At 72.5% G+C, this 16,753-nt stretch carries 11 protein-coding genes; 5 read left to right on the top strand and 6 right to left on the bottom strand.

All coding sequences use genetic code 11. The features are described 5' to 3' along the window. Window positions 1-33: 33 nt before the first annotated feature. Together ACGFIM_RS31065 and ACGFIM_RS31060 are read right to left on the bottom strand one after the other, a co-directional pair. Window positions 34-2,682, bottom strand: coding sequence for a protein kinase (locus ACGFIM_RS31065; RefSeq protein ID WP_393207402.1), 2,649 nt, complete (start codon window positions 2,680-2,682; stop codon window positions 34-36). Window positions 2,683-3,192: 510 nt separating this feature from the next. Then, the gene (locus ACGFIM_RS31060; RefSeq protein ID WP_393207399.1) at window positions 3,193-4,329 is read right to left on the bottom strand and encodes an AMP-binding protein; all 1,137 of its coding nucleotides are present in this window, start codon (window positions 4,327-4,329) and stop codon (window positions 3,193-3,195) included. A gap of 779 nt (window positions 4,330-5,108) precedes the next feature. Here ACGFIM_RS31060 and ACGFIM_RS31055 point away from each other — a divergent pair. Continuing rightward, the gene (locus ACGFIM_RS31055) at window positions 5,109-6,098 is read left to right on the top strand and encodes a lytic murein transglycosylase (RefSeq protein WP_393207396.1); all 990 of its coding nucleotides are present in this window, start codon (window positions 5,109-5,111) and stop codon (window positions 6,096-6,098) included. A 37-nt stretch (window positions 6,099-6,135) separates the two neighbouring features. Here ACGFIM_RS31055 and ACGFIM_RS31050 read toward each other — a convergent pair whose 3' ends face one another. Next, window positions 6,136-7,890 (bottom strand): glycoside hydrolase family 15 protein, encoded by a 1,755-nt coding sequence (locus ACGFIM_RS31050; protein WP_393207393.1) that lies wholly within the window; start codon window positions 7,888-7,890, stop codon window positions 6,136-6,138. A gap of 81 nt (window positions 7,891-7,971) precedes the next feature. Next, on the bottom strand, window positions 7,972-8,574 hold the full coding sequence (locus tag ACGFIM_RS31045; RefSeq protein ID WP_393207390.1) for a YitT family protein: 603 nt from the start codon (window positions 8,572-8,574) through the stop codon (window positions 7,972-7,974). Between the two features lie 63 nt (window positions 8,575-8,637). Here ACGFIM_RS31045 and ACGFIM_RS31040 point away from each other — a divergent pair, with 63 nt between their 5' ends. Beyond that, window positions 8,638-10,071 carry a PLP-dependent aminotransferase family protein gene (locus tag ACGFIM_RS31040; RefSeq protein ID WP_393207387.1) on the top strand — a complete coding sequence of 478 codons (1,434 nt, stop codon included), beginning with the start codon at window positions 8,638-8,640 and terminating at the stop codon, window positions 10,069-10,071. Between the two features lie 3 nt (window positions 10,072-10,074). Here the strand turns inward: ACGFIM_RS31040 and ACGFIM_RS31035 are convergent, their stop codons facing one another. Further along, window positions 10,075-10,683, bottom strand: a complete 609-nt coding sequence (locus tag ACGFIM_RS31035) for a trimeric intracellular cation channel family protein (protein WP_393207384.1) — start codon at window positions 10,681-10,683, stop codon at window positions 10,075-10,077. A gap of 11 nt (window positions 10,684-10,694) precedes the next feature. Continuing rightward, window positions 10,695-12,179 carry a peptide MFS transporter gene (locus ACGFIM_RS31030; protein WP_393207381.1) on the bottom strand — a complete coding sequence of 495 codons (1,485 nt, stop codon included), beginning with the start codon at window positions 12,177-12,179 and terminating at the stop codon, window positions 10,695-10,697. A gap of 145 nt (window positions 12,180-12,324) precedes the next feature. Between ACGFIM_RS31030 and ACGFIM_RS31025 the strand changes: the two genes are divergently transcribed. The 3 genes from ACGFIM_RS31025 to ACGFIM_RS31015 all read left to right on the top strand — a co-directional run bounded on the left by ACGFIM_RS31025 (window position 12,325) and on the right by ACGFIM_RS31015 (window position 16,169). Next, on the top strand, window positions 12,325-14,160 hold the full coding sequence (locus tag ACGFIM_RS31025) for an AMP-dependent synthetase/ligase (protein WP_393207378.1): 1,836 nt from the start codon (window positions 12,325-12,327) through the stop codon (window positions 14,158-14,160). 70 nt (window positions 14,161-14,230) lie between these two features. Next, window positions 14,231-15,517: a hypothetical protein gene (locus ACGFIM_RS31020; RefSeq protein ID WP_393207375.1), complete on the top strand. Its 1,287-nt coding sequence runs from the start codon at window positions 14,231-14,233 to the stop codon at window positions 15,515-15,517. Window positions 15,518-15,662: 145 nt separating this feature from the next. Further along, window positions 15,663-16,169: a hypothetical protein gene (locus ACGFIM_RS31015; RefSeq protein ID WP_393207372.1), complete on the top strand. Its 507-nt coding sequence runs from the start codon at window positions 15,663-15,665 to the stop codon at window positions 16,167-16,169. The last annotated feature ends 584 nt before the right edge of the window (window positions 16,170-16,753 follow it).

Raw genomic sequence — 16,753 nt, 5'->3', positions numbered from 1 at the left:
GACGCCCGGGGCGCTCGAGGGGCCGGAGAGCGCTCAAGGCGAGCCGAGGCTCCAGACGTGCAGCCTGCCCCGCTCGTCCGCCCCGGCGACGACGGGCCGTCCGTCCAGCTCGGCGATCGCCACGTGGTAGACGGCGCTCTCGTCGCGGAGGCCGAGATGGCCGATGACCTCGCCGTCGTCCAGGCTCCACACCCGCACGGTCACCTTGCCGCCGGGCGCGTGCGCCGCCACCGCGATCGGGGTGTCGCCCAGCAGGCCCGCGGCCAGCGCCGTCACGCCCCGGTCGTCGGGGCTCCAGGAGCTGAAGGGCCACTTGCCGATGCGCTCGCCGGTCGTCAGGTCGTACACGCGCAAGGTGGCGTCGAAGTGCGTGGAGACCAGCACCGGCGCGCCCTTGACCCGCCCGTACGCCATCAGCTCGATGCCGCCCTCCTCGCCCGTCGTGAACGAGCGCAGCAACGTCCCCGACGACAACCGCCACAGCCGCACCCGGTTCGCGCCGTCACCCGTCACCAGCAGGTCCTCGCCGTCCAGGCGGCCGAACGTCAGGCACTTGACGCCCCCGAAGTGATCGGTGATGCCGGGGCCGATCTGCTCGCCGGTGGCGACGTCCCACAGGCGGACCAGGCTGTACTGATCTTGTACGAGGTCGTGCCGCTCCGACATCGCCACCGCGCGGCCCGCCACGGTGACGCCCCTGATCCGGTCCTTCGCCCGGTGATCGGCCAGCTTCGCGCCGGAGGCGTCCCACAGGCGCATCCGGCCGTCCTCGTGCCCGGACACCACGACCGCACGGCCGTCCAGGGTGCCCGCCGCGACCGACGTCACCCCTTCACCGCCGTCGCCCAGGCGCGTGGCAGCCCCGTTCATGTCCCAGCCGAACAGGACGCCCTTGCCGGTGCCGCACACCACCGTGCCCCCGGCCGCGGCCAGCGCGGTCGGAACCCCGTCCTTGCCGCGCGGCAGCGCCGCCGGCTCGGCGATCTCCGTTCCGAACGGCTCCGCCTTCGTCACCGCAGAGGGCGCCGGCGTGCCGCTGCCCTGGGCACGCCCCTCTGCCGCCCGGCTCGGCGGCACACCGTCGTCCGGCCGCCCGCCGTCCGGACCCGCCATGCCGCCGTCCGGCCGCAGCAGCAGGAACGCCGACCCGCCGAGCGCCGCCGCCACCACCCCGCCGATGAACACCCGCCGTCCGACCCCGCGCTCCTGGCCGTCCCCGCCCAAGGAGTCAGGGAACGCTTCGGGTGCGGGCCGGCCGGGTGGCGAAGGCCGCGCACCGGGCGTATCCGGCCCGTGCGGGCTCGGCACCGCGCCAGGGTACGAGCCGGGCCCCGACGCGGCGCCCCGCGAGTCCGGCTGCGCCCCTGACCCGCCGGCGTCATGCCCGGAGGGCGGGGAGAGGGGCGGTGGCCCTGACCCCTCGGACCCGCGCCCGGAGGCCGGCTCGGCAGGGGCCGGACCTGAGAAGCCCGCCTCGCGCACGGGCGATGCAGCGGCGGGGGACGTGTCCGCTGCGCGGGGCGGCCAGGACGAGCCAGGCTCGTGCGCGGGAGCCGTCTCCAGGCCGCTGTGCGGACCGGACGAACCCGGCCCGTGCGCGGGAGACGCCCCAAGACCGATGGGCGGACCGGACGGAGCGGGCTCGTGCGCGGGAGACGCCCCAAGACCGATGGGCGGACCGGACGGAGCGGGCTCGTGCGCGGGAGACCTCCCAAGACCGATGGGCGGACCGGACGGGCCGGGCCCGCGCGGGGGAGATGCCCCAGCGCCGATGGGCGGCGCGGCAGGGTGCGGGCCGGAGGCGGGGACCTGCCCTGACGGGCCGGGCGCGGGCGGAGCGTCGTTCGCGGCGGGAGGCGAGGAGTGCGGTGATGAGGCGGCCGGACGGATCAGGGTGGTGAGCAGATCGGCGGGGGAGGGGCGAGCGGCGGGATCCTTGGCGAGGCAGGCTTCGATCAGGCCGCGCAGGGACGCGGGCACGCCGTCCAGGCCGGGCTCGCCGCTCAGAATCCTGTTCATGATCACGGCCATCGCCTCGCCCCGGAACGGCGGGTGCCCCGTGGCCGCGAACACCATCGTCCCCGCCCAGCTGAACATGTCGGACGCAGGCCCCACCCGCTCCCCGCGGAACTGCTCGGGCGACATGTACGCGGGCGTCCCCACCGCCCCCGACGTCGCGGAGGTCGCGTCGAGCGCCTTGGCGATGCCGAAGTCGATGACGACGGGCCCGTCCGGCCCCATGAGAACGTTGCCCGGCTTGAAGTCCCGGTGCACGATCTCCGCCTGATGGATCGCGGCCAGCGCGGTGAGCGTGGCGATCGCCAGCCGGTGCAGCGCCCCGCCCGTGCGGGGCCCCGAGGTGCGTACGACGGTCAGGAGCGTGTCGCCGGGGACGTACTCACTGACGATGTACGGCCGGTCGTCCATCACGCCGACGTCCAGCACCGCCGCCGTGCAGAATGCGGCGACCCGCCGCGCCGCCTCGACCTCCCGCAGGAACCCGCGCTTGACGTCGCCGTCCTGGGCGAGGTGGCTGTGCAGCAGCTTGACGGCGACCTCCCGGCCTTGGTCGCCGACGCCGCGATAGACGGTGCCCTGCCCGCCGGAGCCGAGCACGCCGAGGAGCCGGTAGCCGCCGACACGCTCGGGGTCGGCGGGACGGAGCGGGCGCATGTCCGGCATCCCGCTCCTCTCATGACCTCTATGGACGATCACTACGATAAGCCAGCCCGCGCCTCATCCTCCCGAACCCCGCCTGTCAGACCCGGTCAGAGGACCTCGTGACCACGGCGGTGAAGACGGCCGCCGGCCCGGACGCGGCCGAAGGACGGGCCGAAGTACGGGGCCGACGGCTCCCCGCACGCGGCCCTGGCATCGTGCGCCGCGCGATGATCCGGCCGGGGTCTTGCTGGGCATGTGGGCTGACTGTCCGCGTGCGGTGCTGGCATCGTGCGCCGCGCGATGATCCGGCCGGGGTCTTGCCGGGCATGTGGGCTCACTCGCCGCACCGGAGATGCAGGTACCGGACGGGAACACCGCCCGAACGGGTCACCGCGCACCGGCGCCGGCTCCGTGAGCGCGCCGACGCGGGGGTCGTGCGGACGGGCGCGCGCATGCAGGGCGTGGGGGTGTGTTGGCGCCTTGTGCCGATGCGGCGTCTCCTCGCCCGCGGTCGGGCCCAGGTGGCGTCGGTTAGCCGGCTGCGGTGGGGGCCATGCCGGGTGCTCGGCTCTTTCCGAAGACCGGCAGATCCAGAACCGTGCCGTCGAAGGCGGGCAGGCGCTCCCTCAGCCCGTCGGGCACGAGTACGGTCCTTGCCCCCGAGTCGCGGAGGACCAGTTCGAGCCGGGAAGCCGGATATTCCGGATCCAAGGGGAGGTAGGTGGCGCCGGCCTTCATCGCGGCGAGCATCCCGGCCATGGTCCCGGCCGTACGTCCCGCGAGGATCGCCACCACCTCACCGGCCGCGCCCCCGTGGCCGCCGGTGTTCAACTCGTCGGACGTCTCACTGGACACCGGTTCGTGCGTAGCGCCGGCCGTGCCGTATGCGACCGTCTCGCCGTTCTGGCCGGTCGTGCCGTGTGCGATCACCTCGCTGATATGGCCGATCGCGCTGCCTGGAACCGTCTTGCCGTTCTGGCGGCTCGCGCTGTGCGTGGTCGCCGCGCGGCTGCGACCGGCCGCGCCGTCCGTGGCCGTCGCGCCGTTGTGACCGGGCGTGCTGCTGGTCACCGGCTCCGTGCGGTGGTCGGCCGCTGAACCGCCCGTGCCGTAGGCGGCCACATCGGCGGCGGTGCCACCCGGCAGCGTGGCGTCGGCGGGGGTGCCTGCGTTGCCGGACGGCCGCCTTGGGGCCGCATCGCCGGGTAGCGGTGCGGCTGCAGGGATGCCCGCCTGAGCGGGGGTGGTGCCGTCGGTGCGTCCGGCCACCGACGCGCCGCCGGCACCACCGGGGACGCTACCCGCGCCCTCTGCCGCGGGCGAGCCGATGGCGCGGGCGGAACGGTCCGCCCCACCGTTCACCGTCACGTGGGTCGCCGCCCCGCCGTTCACCGCCGCGTGGGACGGCGCTTCGCCGCGCCGCGTGCGGCGGCTCACCGCGCCGGCCTCGATGAGGCGGCGGGCGAGCAGGTCGGCGGCGGCGTTGAGCTCGCCGTACGAGACGGTGCCTTCGCGGTCCACGACGGCCGCCCGGTCCGGGGCCTTGGCCGCCCATTCCTCGAACAGCAGCACCATCCCGGACCTCCCGGGCAGCGGCCGGGCGGGACCGACGGGCTCGCCGTCGTCCCTGTGCCGGATCGGAAATTCCTCCTGCGGCATTTCGCGCATCGCGCCATCCTTCGTACGGACAGGCATGGTGGTCTCGACGCGGAGACCGGACCGAACGCCCGCTACGAACACCCGCGGACAGAGTCGTGGGAACGCTCCCAACAACTTCCAGGGTAGGGACGTGAAAGCGCCGCGGTCAACGAAACCGGCGAGTACAGGGGTGCGCTACCGGGGAAAGGCGGAAAAGAGCCCTTCTACCTGCGATTTCACTAAACAACGTTTTGGCAACATCGCGCTGAGAATTCTGAGAGCGGTCACATTTGGAGCTCCCATTGTTGGGAGCGCTCCCAACGCTTCAGTCCGCTTGACTGAGGGGGAGCAAGCCTGCTGTGGTCCGCGCCGGTGCGCGGTGATCGCCGCAGACACGCAAGAGTGCGGGGTCCGCACGCTCGCGCAGGTGTGTGGTCGCGGCGGTCGCGCAAGGGTGCGGGGGTGGTGGCGGTCGCGCACGAGTGTGTGGCGGTGGTGGGTCGGGATCGATGTGCGGTGGCGGGCGCGCCCGCGTGTGGCGGTGGTGGTCGGAATCGAGGTGCGGTGGCGGTCGCGCGCGAGTGTGCGGGTGGTGGGCCGGCTTCGAGTGTGCGGCGGTGGCGGTGGTCGGGTTCGAGTGTGTGGTGGCGGTCGCGCAAGTGTGCGGGTGGTGGCGGCGGTCGTGGGTGAGTGCGCGGGTGGGGGTCGTGGGCGTAGTGGCGGGGTGTGGGGGTGGCTTTCGATGCTGTACGGGGGTGCGGGCGTGGGGGCGGACGCGGGCGGGGGCGTACCGGGTAGGTTGCCTGTTCATGGAGGCACGCCACACGCAGTTCCGCCGGGCGCCCGCGCTCGCCACCGCCGCCGCGATCCTGTTCACGGCGGCCTGCGGCACTCCGGCGCAGAGCGCGGACACGGGCGGCGCGCAGCCGGCCGCGTCCGCCGCGTCCGCTGAGCCCGCCACGCCCGCCACGCCCGCCGAGGCCCCCGCGTCCGGTGCTCCCGAGCAGGCTCCGGAGCAGGTTCCCGTGGCCGAGCGGCTGCCAGCCCCCACCCAGAAAATCCCGAAAAATCCGGAAAAACTGGCAGCCGCCCTCCGCGACACCACCACCAGGCTCAACAAGGCGATCGACGCCTGGACGAAGAGCGGCGAACCCGACCCCAAGGACCTGCCGGAGGACGTCGAGCTGCTCGCCCTCTACCAGCAGCGCCTCTACCGGTACGCCGCCCGCAACCCCGGCCTCGCCGCCAAGGCGTTCGCCCGCCTGCCCGCCAAGCTCAGGTCGCAGGCCGAGGACAACACCGAGGCGCTGCGCGAGCTGTTCGCGCTGACCCGGCCGATCAAACCGTCCAAGGTGTTCAAGGTCCGCGACCCCCGCCCGGCGGGCGAGCTGCTCGGCTACTTCAAGAAGGCCGAGCGCCGCTTCGGGGTCGAGTGGGAGGTGCTGGCGGCGGTGATGTTCGCCGAGACGAAGTTCGGGCGGGTCAGGTCGGACAGCCACGCGGGCGCGCAGGGGCCGATGCAGTTCATGCCGGCCACCTGGAGGGCGTACGGGCTGGGCGGCGACGTGCAGGACCCGCACGACGCCGTCATGGGGGCCGCCAACTACCTCAAGGCGAGCGGCGCTCCGCGCGACTACCGCCGGGCACTGCACGCCTACAACCCCTCGCAGGCGTACGTGGACGCGATCCTGCTGCACGCCCGCCAGATCAAGCGCGACCCGCGCGCCTACTACGCCTACTACGCCTGGCAGGTCTTCGTGCTCACGACGGAGGGCGAGCGCCGCCTCACCGGCCCCTGACCCGGCCGTCCCACCGCACCCTGGCCGAAGGAGGAGATCAGGACAGCGCGCGGGCCGCGTGCACCAAGGGCACGTGGCTGAAGGCCTGCGGGAAGTTCCCGACGAGCCGCCCGTAGCGGGGGTCGTACTCTTCGGCCAGCAGCCCCACGTCGTTGCGGAGGGTGAGCAGCCGTTCGAACAGCTCCCTGGCCTCCTCCTTGCGCCCCTGCAGGGCCATCACCTCGACGAGCCAGAAGCTGCACGCGAGGAACGCGCCCTCGCCGCCGGGCAGGCCGTCCACGTCGTTGTCGGCGGCCAAGGGGTAGCGCAGCACGAAGCCGTCGGACATCAGCTCCTTCTCGATGGCGGTGACGGTGCCGGTCACGCGCGGGTCGTCGATCGGCAGGAAGCCCACGAGGGGGATCATCAGGAGCGCGGCGTCCAGCTCGGACGAGCCGTACGACTGGGTGAAGGTGTTGCGCCGGGCGTCGAAGCCCTTCTCGCAGACCTCGGCGTGGACGGCGTCGCGCAGCCTGCGCCACGTGTCGACCGGCCCGACGCGGCCGAACTGCTCGACGTACTTGACGGCACGGTCGAGCGCGACCCAGCACATCACCTTCGAGTGCACGAAGTGGCGGCGCGGCCCGCGCACCTCCCACAGGCCCTCGTCGGGCTCGTCCCAGTGGTCCTCCACGTAGTCGAGGAGCTGGCGCTGGATGGTCCAGGCGCGGTCGTCCGGCCACAGGCCGCGGCTGCGGGAGGTGAACAGGCAGTTCATCACCTCGCCGTACACGTCGAGCTGGAGCTGCTTGACGGCCTCGTTGCCGATGCGGACCGGGCGGGAGCCCTCGTAGCCGTCGAGCCAGTCGAGCATCAGCTCGGGCAGGCGGCGCTCGCCCGCGACGCCGTACATGATCTGCAGGTCCTGAGGGCGGCCGGCGATGGCGCGCAGCAGCCAGCTGCGCCAGTCTGCGGCCTCTTCCAGGTAGCCGAAGCTGATGAGCGCGTCGAGCGTGAGCGTCGCGTCGCGCAGCCAGCAGAAGCGGTAGTCCCAGTTGCGCACCCCTCCGAGGTCTTCGGGCAGTGACGTGGTGGGGGCGGCGACGATGCCGCCGGTCGGCGCGTACGTGAGCCCCTTCAGCGTGATCAGCGACCGCACCACGGCATCGCGGTACGGTCCCGAGTAGGTGCACTTGGCCACCCATTCGGACCAGAACGACTCGGTCTCGTCGAGCTGGTTCTCGCACTCGATCTGCGGCGGCATCGGCTCGTGCGACGGGTGCCAGGTGAACACGAACGGCAGCCGCTCGCCCTCGCTGACCTTGAACGTGGCCCGGTGCGCGTAGTCGCCGCCCTTGAGCGGCACGGGGGAGTGCAGCCACACCGAGTCGGGGCCGCCGATGGCCTGCAGGTGGCCGTTGTGGCGGCGCACCCAGGGCACGATGCGGCCGTAGTCGAAGCGCACGCGCAGCTGGGTGGACATCTCGACGGTGCCGGAGACGCCCTCGACGATGCGGACGACGTCGGGGTTGCGGTCGCGGGGCGGCATGAAGTCGATGACGCGGACGGTGCCCGTGGGAGTGTCCCACTCGCTCTCCAGGATGAGCGTGTCGGGACGGTAGCGGCGCCGGGTGGCCGGCTTGCGGCCCGTCGGCCCGAGCCACCAGTGCCCGTTGCGCTCGCTGCCGAGCAGCGCCGCGAAGCACGCGGGGGAGTCGAACCTGGGCAGGCAGAGCCAGTCGATCGAACCGTCCCGCGCCACGAGCGCGGCCGACTGCATATCTCCGATCAGGGCGTAATCCTCGATCCGCATGCCTAGACGGTACTCGGCGCGGGGTGATCCCGGGCCCGGGCCGATCATGTCGCGTCATGATCGGCCTCGGGCGGCCCGGGATCACGTCAGGGGGAACCAGCGGGTGAACAGCTGCGTCAGCGGCCCGATGGCGAGCGCGAACACCACGGTGCCGACGCCGACCTGCCCGCCGAGCAGCCAGCCCGCGGCCAGCATGGTGGCCTCGATGAGGAAGCGGGACAGGCGTACGGACAGGCCGAGGCGGATCAGCCCGGTCATGATGCCGTCGCGCGGCCCGGCGCCCATGCCGGCCCCGATGTAGAACAGGGTGGCGAGGGCGACCGTCACCACCGCGAGGCCCACGTAGATCGCCTGGACGGCGAGGCCGCCCGGGGTGGGCAGCAGGTACAGCCCGAGGTCGGCGAAGACGCCCACGAGCAGCACGTTGCTGATCGTGCCCAGCCCCGGCTTCTGCTTCAGCGGGATCCACAGCAGCATGACCAGGGCGCCGACCAGGGTGATGACGGTGCCGATGGTGAGGCCGAGCCGCAGGGCGACGCCCTGGTGGAAGACGTCCCAAGGACCGTTGCCGAGACCCGACTCGACCTGCAGGGCGAGGCCGAAGCCGTACAGGGCGAGCCCGCCGAAGAGGCGGAGGAGGCGCACAGGGAAGGAGTGCGGCCGTGCGACGGTGGTTTCACTCATGATGGCTTCACAATGGCAGGCCGCAACTTGCCAAAAACAGGGCCAATGGCGAAAAGTGGCCTCATGCGGCACTTGTCGGCCACGCAGGTGGCCCGCCTCGCCGGAGTCGACCCCGGCGCCCGTCCCTACTACCGCGCGCTCGCCGACGCGGTGCGCGCCCGCATCCTGGACGGGCAGATCCCCGTACGCGTCCGCATGCCCGCAGAGCGCCACCTCGCCCAGACGCTCAAGGTCAGCCGCACCACCGTCACCGCCGCCTACGACCTGCTGCGGGAGCTCGGCTACCTGGAGAGCCGGCAGGGCTCGGGAAGCTGGACGGCGCTGCCCGACCCCGCCGTGACCGCCGACAACCCGTGGCTCGGCACCGACGGCGACGGCCTCATCCAGCTCCACGCCGCCGCGCCGCCCGCGCCCTGCGGGCTCGCCGAGGCCATGGCGGAGGCGGCGGAGGACCTGCCGCGCTACGGCATGGGCAACGGCTACGACCCCATGGGCCTGCCCGCGCTCAGGGAGCGCATCGCCGCCCGCTACACCGCCAGGGGAGTGGCCACCAGGCCCGAGCAGATCCTCGTCACCACCGGCTCCCAGCACGCGATCCAGCTCGTCCTCGGCCTGCTCACCGGCCCAGGCGACCCGGTGCTGATCGAGTCGCCCACCTACCCGCACGCCATCGACGCGGCCCGCGGGCGCGGGGCCCGCCTCGTCCCGGTCGGCGTCTCCCACGACGGCTGGCACCAGGACCTGGTGGCGGGGGCGATGAACCAGTCGTCGGTGCGGCTCGCGTACCTGATGCCCGACTTCCAGAACCCAACGGGCGCCCTCATGGAGGACTCCGTGCGCGCCGCGCTCGTCGGCGCCGCCCGCCGGTCGGGGACCACGCTGCTGGTGGACGAGACCTGGGCCGAGCTGGCGCTGGACGACGTGCCGCGGACCGCGCCGATGGCCGCCTTCGACACCGACGGCCGGGTGATCAGCGTCGGGTCGGCGTCCAAGCTGTGGTGGGGCGGGCTGCGCATCGGCTGGATCCGCGCCGGGGCGGCGCTGATCCGCCGCCTGGCCACGTTCCGCGCCTCGGTCGATCTGGCCAGCCCCGTGCTGGAACAGCTCGTCGTGGCGCGGCTGTTCGACCGGCTCGAGGAGACCCGCGCCGAGCGCCGCCGCGGGCTGCGCGCCTCACGCGCGGCGCTGATCGACGGGTTGCGCGAGCACCTGCCGGAGTGGACGTTCGTGCCGCCCAGGGGCGGCGGCACCCTCTGGGTACGCCTCGGGCCCGGCACCAGCTCGGCCGTGCTCGCCGAGGCGGCCGCCTGCCAGGGGCTGCGCCTGGCGCCCGGCCCGTGGTTCGGCCTGGACGGCACGCTGGAGAACTACCTGCGGCTGCCGTTCACCCAGCCGCCCCAGGTGCTCGCCGACGCGGTCGTACGGCTGCGCGCCGCACTCGACCAGGGCCCGGCGGCGGTGCCGACACCGCGCGAGTCGCTCATCGGGATGGTGTGACGCTCAGTCGCCGACGCCCCTGGCCAGCGGCGCCCGCCAGTTGCGCCGCATCGCGGCGATGCGCAGCCCGAAGGCCAGCACCGCCGCCGCCAGCGTGGCCGGCCAGCCGTGCAGCCCGTACGCCGACAGCCCCGCCATCGCCGCCGACCCCACCAGGGCGGGCACCGCGTAGAGCTGCCGGTCGTACAGCAGCGTGGGGATCTCCCCGGCCAGCACGTCGCGCAGCATGCCGCCGCCGACCGCCGAGGTGACGCCCAGCAGTGAGGCGTGCAGGGGGCTGAGACCGTACTCCATGGCCTTGGCCGTGCCGACCGCGCAGAACAGCCCGAGCCCGGCCGCGTCCAGCACCAGGATCGCCGGCATGACCCTGGCCACATGGGGATGCCAGAAGAACACGATCACGGTGGCGGCCAGCGGCACCAGCACGTAGCCGACGCTCTGGAAGGCGGCGGGCCGCACGTTCAAAATGAGGTCGCGGACGAGACCGCCGCCGAGCGCGGTGATCTCGGCCAGCACCGCCATGCCGACCACGTCGAGGCGCTTGCGCACGCCCATGAGCGCGCCCGACAGCGCGAAGACGAAGATTCCGGCCAGGTCGAGAAGTTCGGACACGTTGGCAATGTCTACCGCATGGCCGGTTCGTGGTGCTCGGCCATCATGATCCGCAGCTTGCGGGTGAACATGAACAGCGCCGCCCCCGCCACGATCGCCATCGCCGCCAGCACCAGGTAGTACGCCGGATCGGACAGTACGCGGACCAGCCGTCCGGTCTGCCCGCCGACCGCGTCGCCGACCGACGTGGCGATGAACCACAGGCCCAGCATCTGCCCCTTGAACGCCTCCGGCGCCAGCTTCGCCGTCACCGACAGCCCGACCGGGCTCAGCGACAGCTCGCCGAACACCTGGATGAGGTAGACCAGCACCAGCCACCACACCGACACCCGGCCGCTCCCGGCCAGCGAGGCCGCCAGCGCCATCACCACGAAGCTCAGCCCCACCATGACGAGGGCGAAGGCGAACTTCTGCGGCGTGCTCACCCGCGTGCCGAGCCGCACCCACAGCGCCGCGAACACCGGCACGAAGATCATGATGAACAGCGGGTTGAACGACTGCGTGGTGGCCGCCTGGATCGGCAGCCCGAACAGCGACAGGTCCGTGTGGTCGGCGGCGAAGAACAGCAGCTTGCTCGGCGCCAGGTCGTAGATCATCCAGAACACCGCCGCCGCGATGAACAGCCAGATGTAGGCCTTCATCCTGGTCCGCTCGTCCTCGGTCAGGTCGTGGCTGCCCAGCAGGATGTAGCCGAAGTAGGCGATCGGCACGATGAGGATGATCACGGTGATCACCACGGTGAGCCCGTCGATCGTCAGCGTCCCCGTCGCCGCCCACGCCCCCATCGCGATCGCGGCGACCGCCACGCCGAGCAGCACCAGCCGCAGGAAGTGGTGCCGCTCGCGGCGGGTCAGGCGCAGGCCGGGACGCTCGCCGACGCCGCGCAGGCTGTGCCGGCCCCACACGTACTGGCCCAGGCCGAGCGCCATGCCGACCGCCGCCGCGCCGAACCCGAGATGCCAGCGGTCGTCCGCGGCCAGCCAGCCCACCACGATCGGCGCGACGAACGCCCCCAGGTTGATGCCGAGGTAGAACAGCGAGAAGCCGGCGTCCCTGCGCCCGTCGTCGCCCTCGGGATAGAGCCGGCCCACCATGACCGAGATGTTCGGCTTCAGCAGGCCCGTGCCGGAGATGATCAGCAGCAGCCCGAGCCAGACGAAGAACGGCGTCGTCACCGGGATCGCCATGCTGATGTGCCCCAGCATGATGATGAACCCGCCCCACAGCACCGACCTGCGCGCGCCCAGGATGCGGTCGGCGATCCACCCGCCGGGCAGCGCCACCAGGTAGATCAGCGCCCCGTAGACGCCGACCACCGCCTGCGCCGTCTCCTGGGAGAGGCCGAGCCCCTGGTGCGCGGGCGAGGCGGCCATGAACGTGGCCAGGATGGCCCGCAGGCCGTACCACGAGAACCGCTCCCACATCTCGGTGCAGAACAGGGTGGCCAGCCCCCACGGATGCCCGAAGAACGTCCTGCCGCCACCATGCTTGCTCATGCGCGCCCCCCGACACTCCACGCACTGTTTCGATCACTGTACGTGAACGACAGGGATCTTTCTCCGCACGCTCTTGTCGCCTTCGACGTGCTGTGATGCGATGCATGCCACTCGCATAAGTGATGACTGACGGGAGGCGGGTGCCATGGCCGATGTCCTCGAAGTCCGGGCGGAGATCCTGCGGGAGATCGCCGGCCGTACCGTGTGCGAGCGGCTCGCGAACGCGGCGGAGCGACACGGCGACGCGCCCGCGTACTCGGATCCGGACGGCGACGGATGGACCACGCTCACCTACGGCGAGGCCCGCACGCGGGTCCTGGAGATCGCCGCCGGCTACATCGCGCTCGGGCTCCGGCCGGGGGAGCCGGTGGCGATCATGATGGTCAACCGCAGCGAGCACGTGCTCGCCGACCTCGGCGCCGTGCACGCCGGTGGGGTGGGCTGCACGATCTACTCGACGTTCGCGCCCGACCAGATCGCCTTCGTGGCCGGCGACGTCGGCGCCCGCATCGCGGTGCTCGGCGGCCCCGCCGAGCTGGCCCGCTGGGCGCCCGTCCTCGACCGCCTCGACGGCCTGCGCAAGATCATCATGCTGGACGGCGCTCCCGCCGGCGACCGCTTCATGACCTGGCGGGAGTTCCTGAAGCTGGGCCGCGAGCGCCTGGCCGCCGACCCGGCCACCGTCGAGGCCCGCCACCGCGCGGTCACCCCCGAGGACGTGGCGACCGTGCTGTACACCTCCGGCACCACGGGCACGCCCAAGGGCGTGCCGCTCACCCACACCAACATCTTCTACGAGGTGGCCGCCACCGACCGGCTGACCAGGCTGCCCGAGAAGGGCACCCAGGTCTCCTACCTCACCTACGCCCACATCGCCGAGCGCATCCTGAGCCTCTACCTGCCGCTGGTGAAGGCCTCCCACGTGCACTTCTGCACCGACCTCGCGAACCTCGGCGCCACGCTGGGGAAGGTCAGGCCGATGTCGTTCTTCGGCGTGCCGCGCGTGTGGGAGAAGATGATGGCCCGCCTGCAGGCCGTGCTCGCCGCTCAGCCGGAGGAGCAGCAGGCCGCCGTACGCGCCGCCATGGCCGCCGGGGCCGCGTACGTCGAGGCCGGGCAGTACGGCCGCACCGTCACGCCCGAGATCGAGGCCGCGTACGAGAAGGCCGACGCGGCCGTGCTCTCCGCCATCCGCGGCTTGATCGGCTTCGACCGCGCCGAGTGGACCGCCACCGGCGCCGCCCCGCTCTCGGACGAGGTGCGCCACTTCTTCGCCGGGCTCGGGATCAAGGTCATCGACGTGTACGGCATGACCGAGACCGCCGGGGCCTGCACCGGCAACAGCGCCACCTGCTACCGCCTGGGCAGCGTCGGCAGGGCCGAACCCGGCGTCGAGATGCGCATCGCCGAGGACGGTGAGATCCTCACCCGCAGCCCGCTCAACACCGCCGGCTACCTCAACAGGCCCGAGGCCACCGCCGAGCTCATCGACGAGGACGGCTGGCTGCACACCGGCGACATCGGCACCGTGGACGAGGACGGCTTCTACCGCGTCGTCGACCGCAAGAAGGAGCTGATCATCACCGCGGGCGGCGAGAACATCTCACCCGCCGAGATCGAGAACCACCTCAAGCAGCACATCCTCATCGGCCAGGCGCTCGCCTACGGCGACCGGCGCCCCCACCCCGTCGCCATCCTCACCCTCGACGCCGAGACCGCGCCCGGCTGGGCCAGGGCGCGCGGCATCTCCTTCGGCTCGCTCGCCGAGCTGGCCCAGCATCCTGAGGTGCTCAAGGAGGTCGAGGAGGCGGTACGCGCGGCCAACGCCAAGCTCGCCCGCGTGCAGCAGGTCAAGAAGTGGGCCCTGCTCGGCGTGGAGTGGACCGCCGAGACCGAGGAGCTCACCCCGAGCCTCAAGCTGAAGAGGCGGATCATCCACTCGAAGTACGCCGACGTCATCGAAGGGCTCTATTCAGGCTGATCCCGGCTTTGCCATTCGGGGCGTGTGTTGTGGCCGTGCCCATTACCGGCCGGTTCCTACCGTCTCGATCATGAGCAGAAGCCTTCTACTCGCCTCGCTCGCGGCGGGAGCGCTCACGGTGCCCGCACCGCCCGCCTCCGCCGCGACCGAGCCCGCCATCCGTTCCATCACCGTACGACCCGCACAGCCGGTGGTCGGCGCGCACGGCTCCGTCCGCCTGGTGATCGACGTGATCGCCAGAGGGGTGAAGGGCAAGGACGGCGTCACCGTCAAGGTCGAACCCGGCGCTCCACCCGCCGGCGCCACCCCGCAACCCCGTCCCGCCACCCCACCCGCCATCGAACCCCAGAACCCCGCGACACCCGGCACCACCCAGCAGCCGGACGCCATCCAGCAGCCGGACACACCGCCCGCTCAGCCGCCCGTCGAGGACGAACCCCAGCAGACCACGGAGCCCGCGCCCCAGGGGACGGCCGACGAGGCGGCCCAGGACGGAACGGCTCAGGGCTCGACCGGGCAGGGCTCGACCGGGCAGGGAACGACTCAGCAGGGAACGACTCAGCAGGGAACGCCCCAGACGCCGGCGGCTCAAGGTGAGACCGGGGAGACGGCCCAGACCGGCGCTCCCGCCACCGTCATCGCCCCCGGCCGGGAACCCTACCGCCCGCGCCACATCCTCACCTATGCCTACGCCGGCGAGCAGCAGCACCGGCTCCAGGGCGCGCGGCCGGAGGCGCAGCAGGCCGCGGCACAGCAGCCGGCGCAGAACGCGCAACCGGCGCCGATCGGAGCCGTCGTCGCGCCGAAGGTGAGCGTGCGGCCCCAGAACAAGGCCCAGGTCGCGGAGGCGGTCCCGCCCCGGCTGGTGTGGCGCCGGATCCCCGTGCCGCCCGCCAGGATGGCCGGCGGCTGGGAGACCTGGCGCTTCCTGCCGGACAAGCGCCTGAACCGCTACTACCCGGCCGGCACCTGGACGATCACCGCCACCGCCAAGGGCAGGGACGGCAAGACCGTCACCCGGTACGCCTCGTTCCAGCTCAGGAGGGAGAGCAGGCTGTCCTCCGTGCGGGTGGAGAAGGCGGCCAAGGGGGACGGCGTGCGCCTGCGCGGCTCGCTCACCCGCGTCGATCCGCGCGGCCTGACCGACTACGGCCCGTTCGCCAAGCAGCGCCTGGACATCCTCTGGCGTCCCGACGAGAACTCGGCCTGGGAGAAGGTGGGGCAGGCCACGACCGACGCGTCCGGCGCGTTCGTCCAGACCGTGCAGGGGCGTACGGGGGGTCACTGGCGCGTCCGCTTCGCCGGAACTGGACATTACTCACCAGACAATTCGAAAGTGCAACAAATCGCGCGGTAGGCCATTCTGTTAATGGCCGTGAACAATGGCGTTGTTGTCCTTTTGTGATCGGTCTGGTCGCAACTTTTCCTTCCCCGGGCGCGTCTATCGGCGTTGACGCGCCCCGCTACGTGGGCCGTCTCGCAAACGGGGAAGGATTTCTCTCTTGAAGATGCGACGTCTCGCCGCCGGCCTGGCGGCTGCCGCCATGAGTGCGACGGTGGTGGCCACCACCGCCGCCACGCCCGCGCTCGCCGACCCGGGCCTCGACCCGGATGTCGCGGGCGGCAAGACCAGCCTCAGCCTCGACGTGACCCCTGAGCCCGCCTACCGCGGCCGGCCTCTCCACATCGGGGGCAAGCTCTCCGTCAAGTGCGAAGAGGACTACATCAGCGGCCTCGTGTCGGTCATCCACTCCGACCGCTGCAAGAAGCAGGAGACCTGGCACCGCCTGGCCTGGAAGCGGATCGTCATCCTCTTCCAGCCCGCCGGCAGCGGCCGCTGGGAGCACGTCGACACCGTCCGCACCCGCGGCAACGGCAGCTTCGCCCTGAAGGTGCCGGCCCGCACGTCGGGCACCTGGCGCGCGGTGTTCGAGGGCAGCCGGTACCTCGCCCCGTCCGAGGACACCGACCGGGTGAAGGTCATCGGCCACCGCCACCGTCACCACTGATCACCTCCCGCGAACGCCCGGCCCGAGCGGCCGGGCGTTCGCCGTTCCCGGCCTCGCCCACCGCGGAAACCGCTCCCGCGCCACCACCCCGGCCACCCGCGCTGAACCCGATCGCCGTCGGTTCGGTCGTCTGCGCTGAACCCGATCGCCGTCGGTTCGGTCGTCTGCGCTGAACCCGATCGCCGCCGGCCCGGCCGCCTGTGCCGAACCCGACCGCCACCGCCACCTGCGCCCCCTTCGCCGTATCTCTTGCGCGGCCCTGTCACCCGCGTCCCTTGCGCGGCCGCCACCCGCGAGCCTGCTGAGGAGCGTGTCCTGGGCGAGCCACGCGCGGCCGTTGCTCACGTCGGCGGCTTGTCCCCGGGCGAAGCGCCAGGACCGGGAAGGGCAGGGGTCACGGGCGAGCGACCGACGCCGTCCCCATCCGCACAGGACACCGCCAGGCAGGATGCCGGTGGCCGGTCCGCGGGACGACACGCGCTGGGTCCGGCCGACGGGGTGCCGGTGGCCGGTCCGCGGGGCGGCACCCGCAAAGTGCGGCCGGTGGGGAGCGGCGGAGCGGTCCGCAGGACGGCGGGTCCTGG

The sequence above is a fragment of the Nonomuraea sp. NPDC049309 genome, from assembly GCF_043196965.1.
GTDB lineage: Bacteria > Actinomycetota > Actinomycetes > Streptosporangiales > Streptosporangiaceae > Nonomuraea > Nonomuraea fastidiosa.
This window is presented reverse-complemented; position numbering and strand designations above follow the sequence as displayed.

Excerpts from the sequence above, each read along its gene's own strand:
- ACGFIM_RS31065 (WP_393207402.1), bottom strand. The coding sequence starts at position 2,682 with ATGCCGGACATGCGCCCGCTCCGTCCCGCCGACCCCGAGCGTGTCGGC.
- ACGFIM_RS31060 (WP_393207399.1), bottom strand. The coding sequence starts at position 4,329 with ATGCGCGAAATGCCGCAGGAGGAATTTCCGATCCGGCACAGGGACGAC.
- ACGFIM_RS31055 (WP_393207396.1), top strand. The coding sequence starts at position 5,109 with ATGGAGGCACGCCACACGCAGTTCCGCCGGGCGCCCGCGCTCGCCACC.
- ACGFIM_RS31050 (WP_393207393.1), bottom strand. The coding sequence starts at position 7,890 with ATGCGGATCGAGGATTACGCCCTGATCGGAGATATGCAGTCGGCCGCG.
- ACGFIM_RS31045 (WP_393207390.1), bottom strand. The coding sequence starts at position 8,574 with ATGAGTGAAACCACCGTCGCACGGCCGCACTCCTTCCCTGTGCGCCTC.
- ACGFIM_RS31040 (WP_393207387.1), top strand. The coding sequence starts at position 8,638 with ATGCGGCACTTGTCGGCCACGCAGGTGGCCCGCCTCGCCGGAGTCGAC.
- ACGFIM_RS31030 (WP_393207381.1), bottom strand. The coding sequence starts at position 12,179 with ATGAGCAAGCATGGTGGCGGCAGGACGTTCTTCGGGCATCCGTGGGGG.
- ACGFIM_RS31025 (WP_393207378.1), top strand. The coding sequence starts at position 12,325 with ATGGCCGATGTCCTCGAAGTCCGGGCGGAGATCCTGCGGGAGATCGCC.
- ACGFIM_RS31020 (WP_393207375.1), top strand. The coding sequence starts at position 14,231 with ATGAGCAGAAGCCTTCTACTCGCCTCGCTCGCGGCGGGAGCGCTCACG.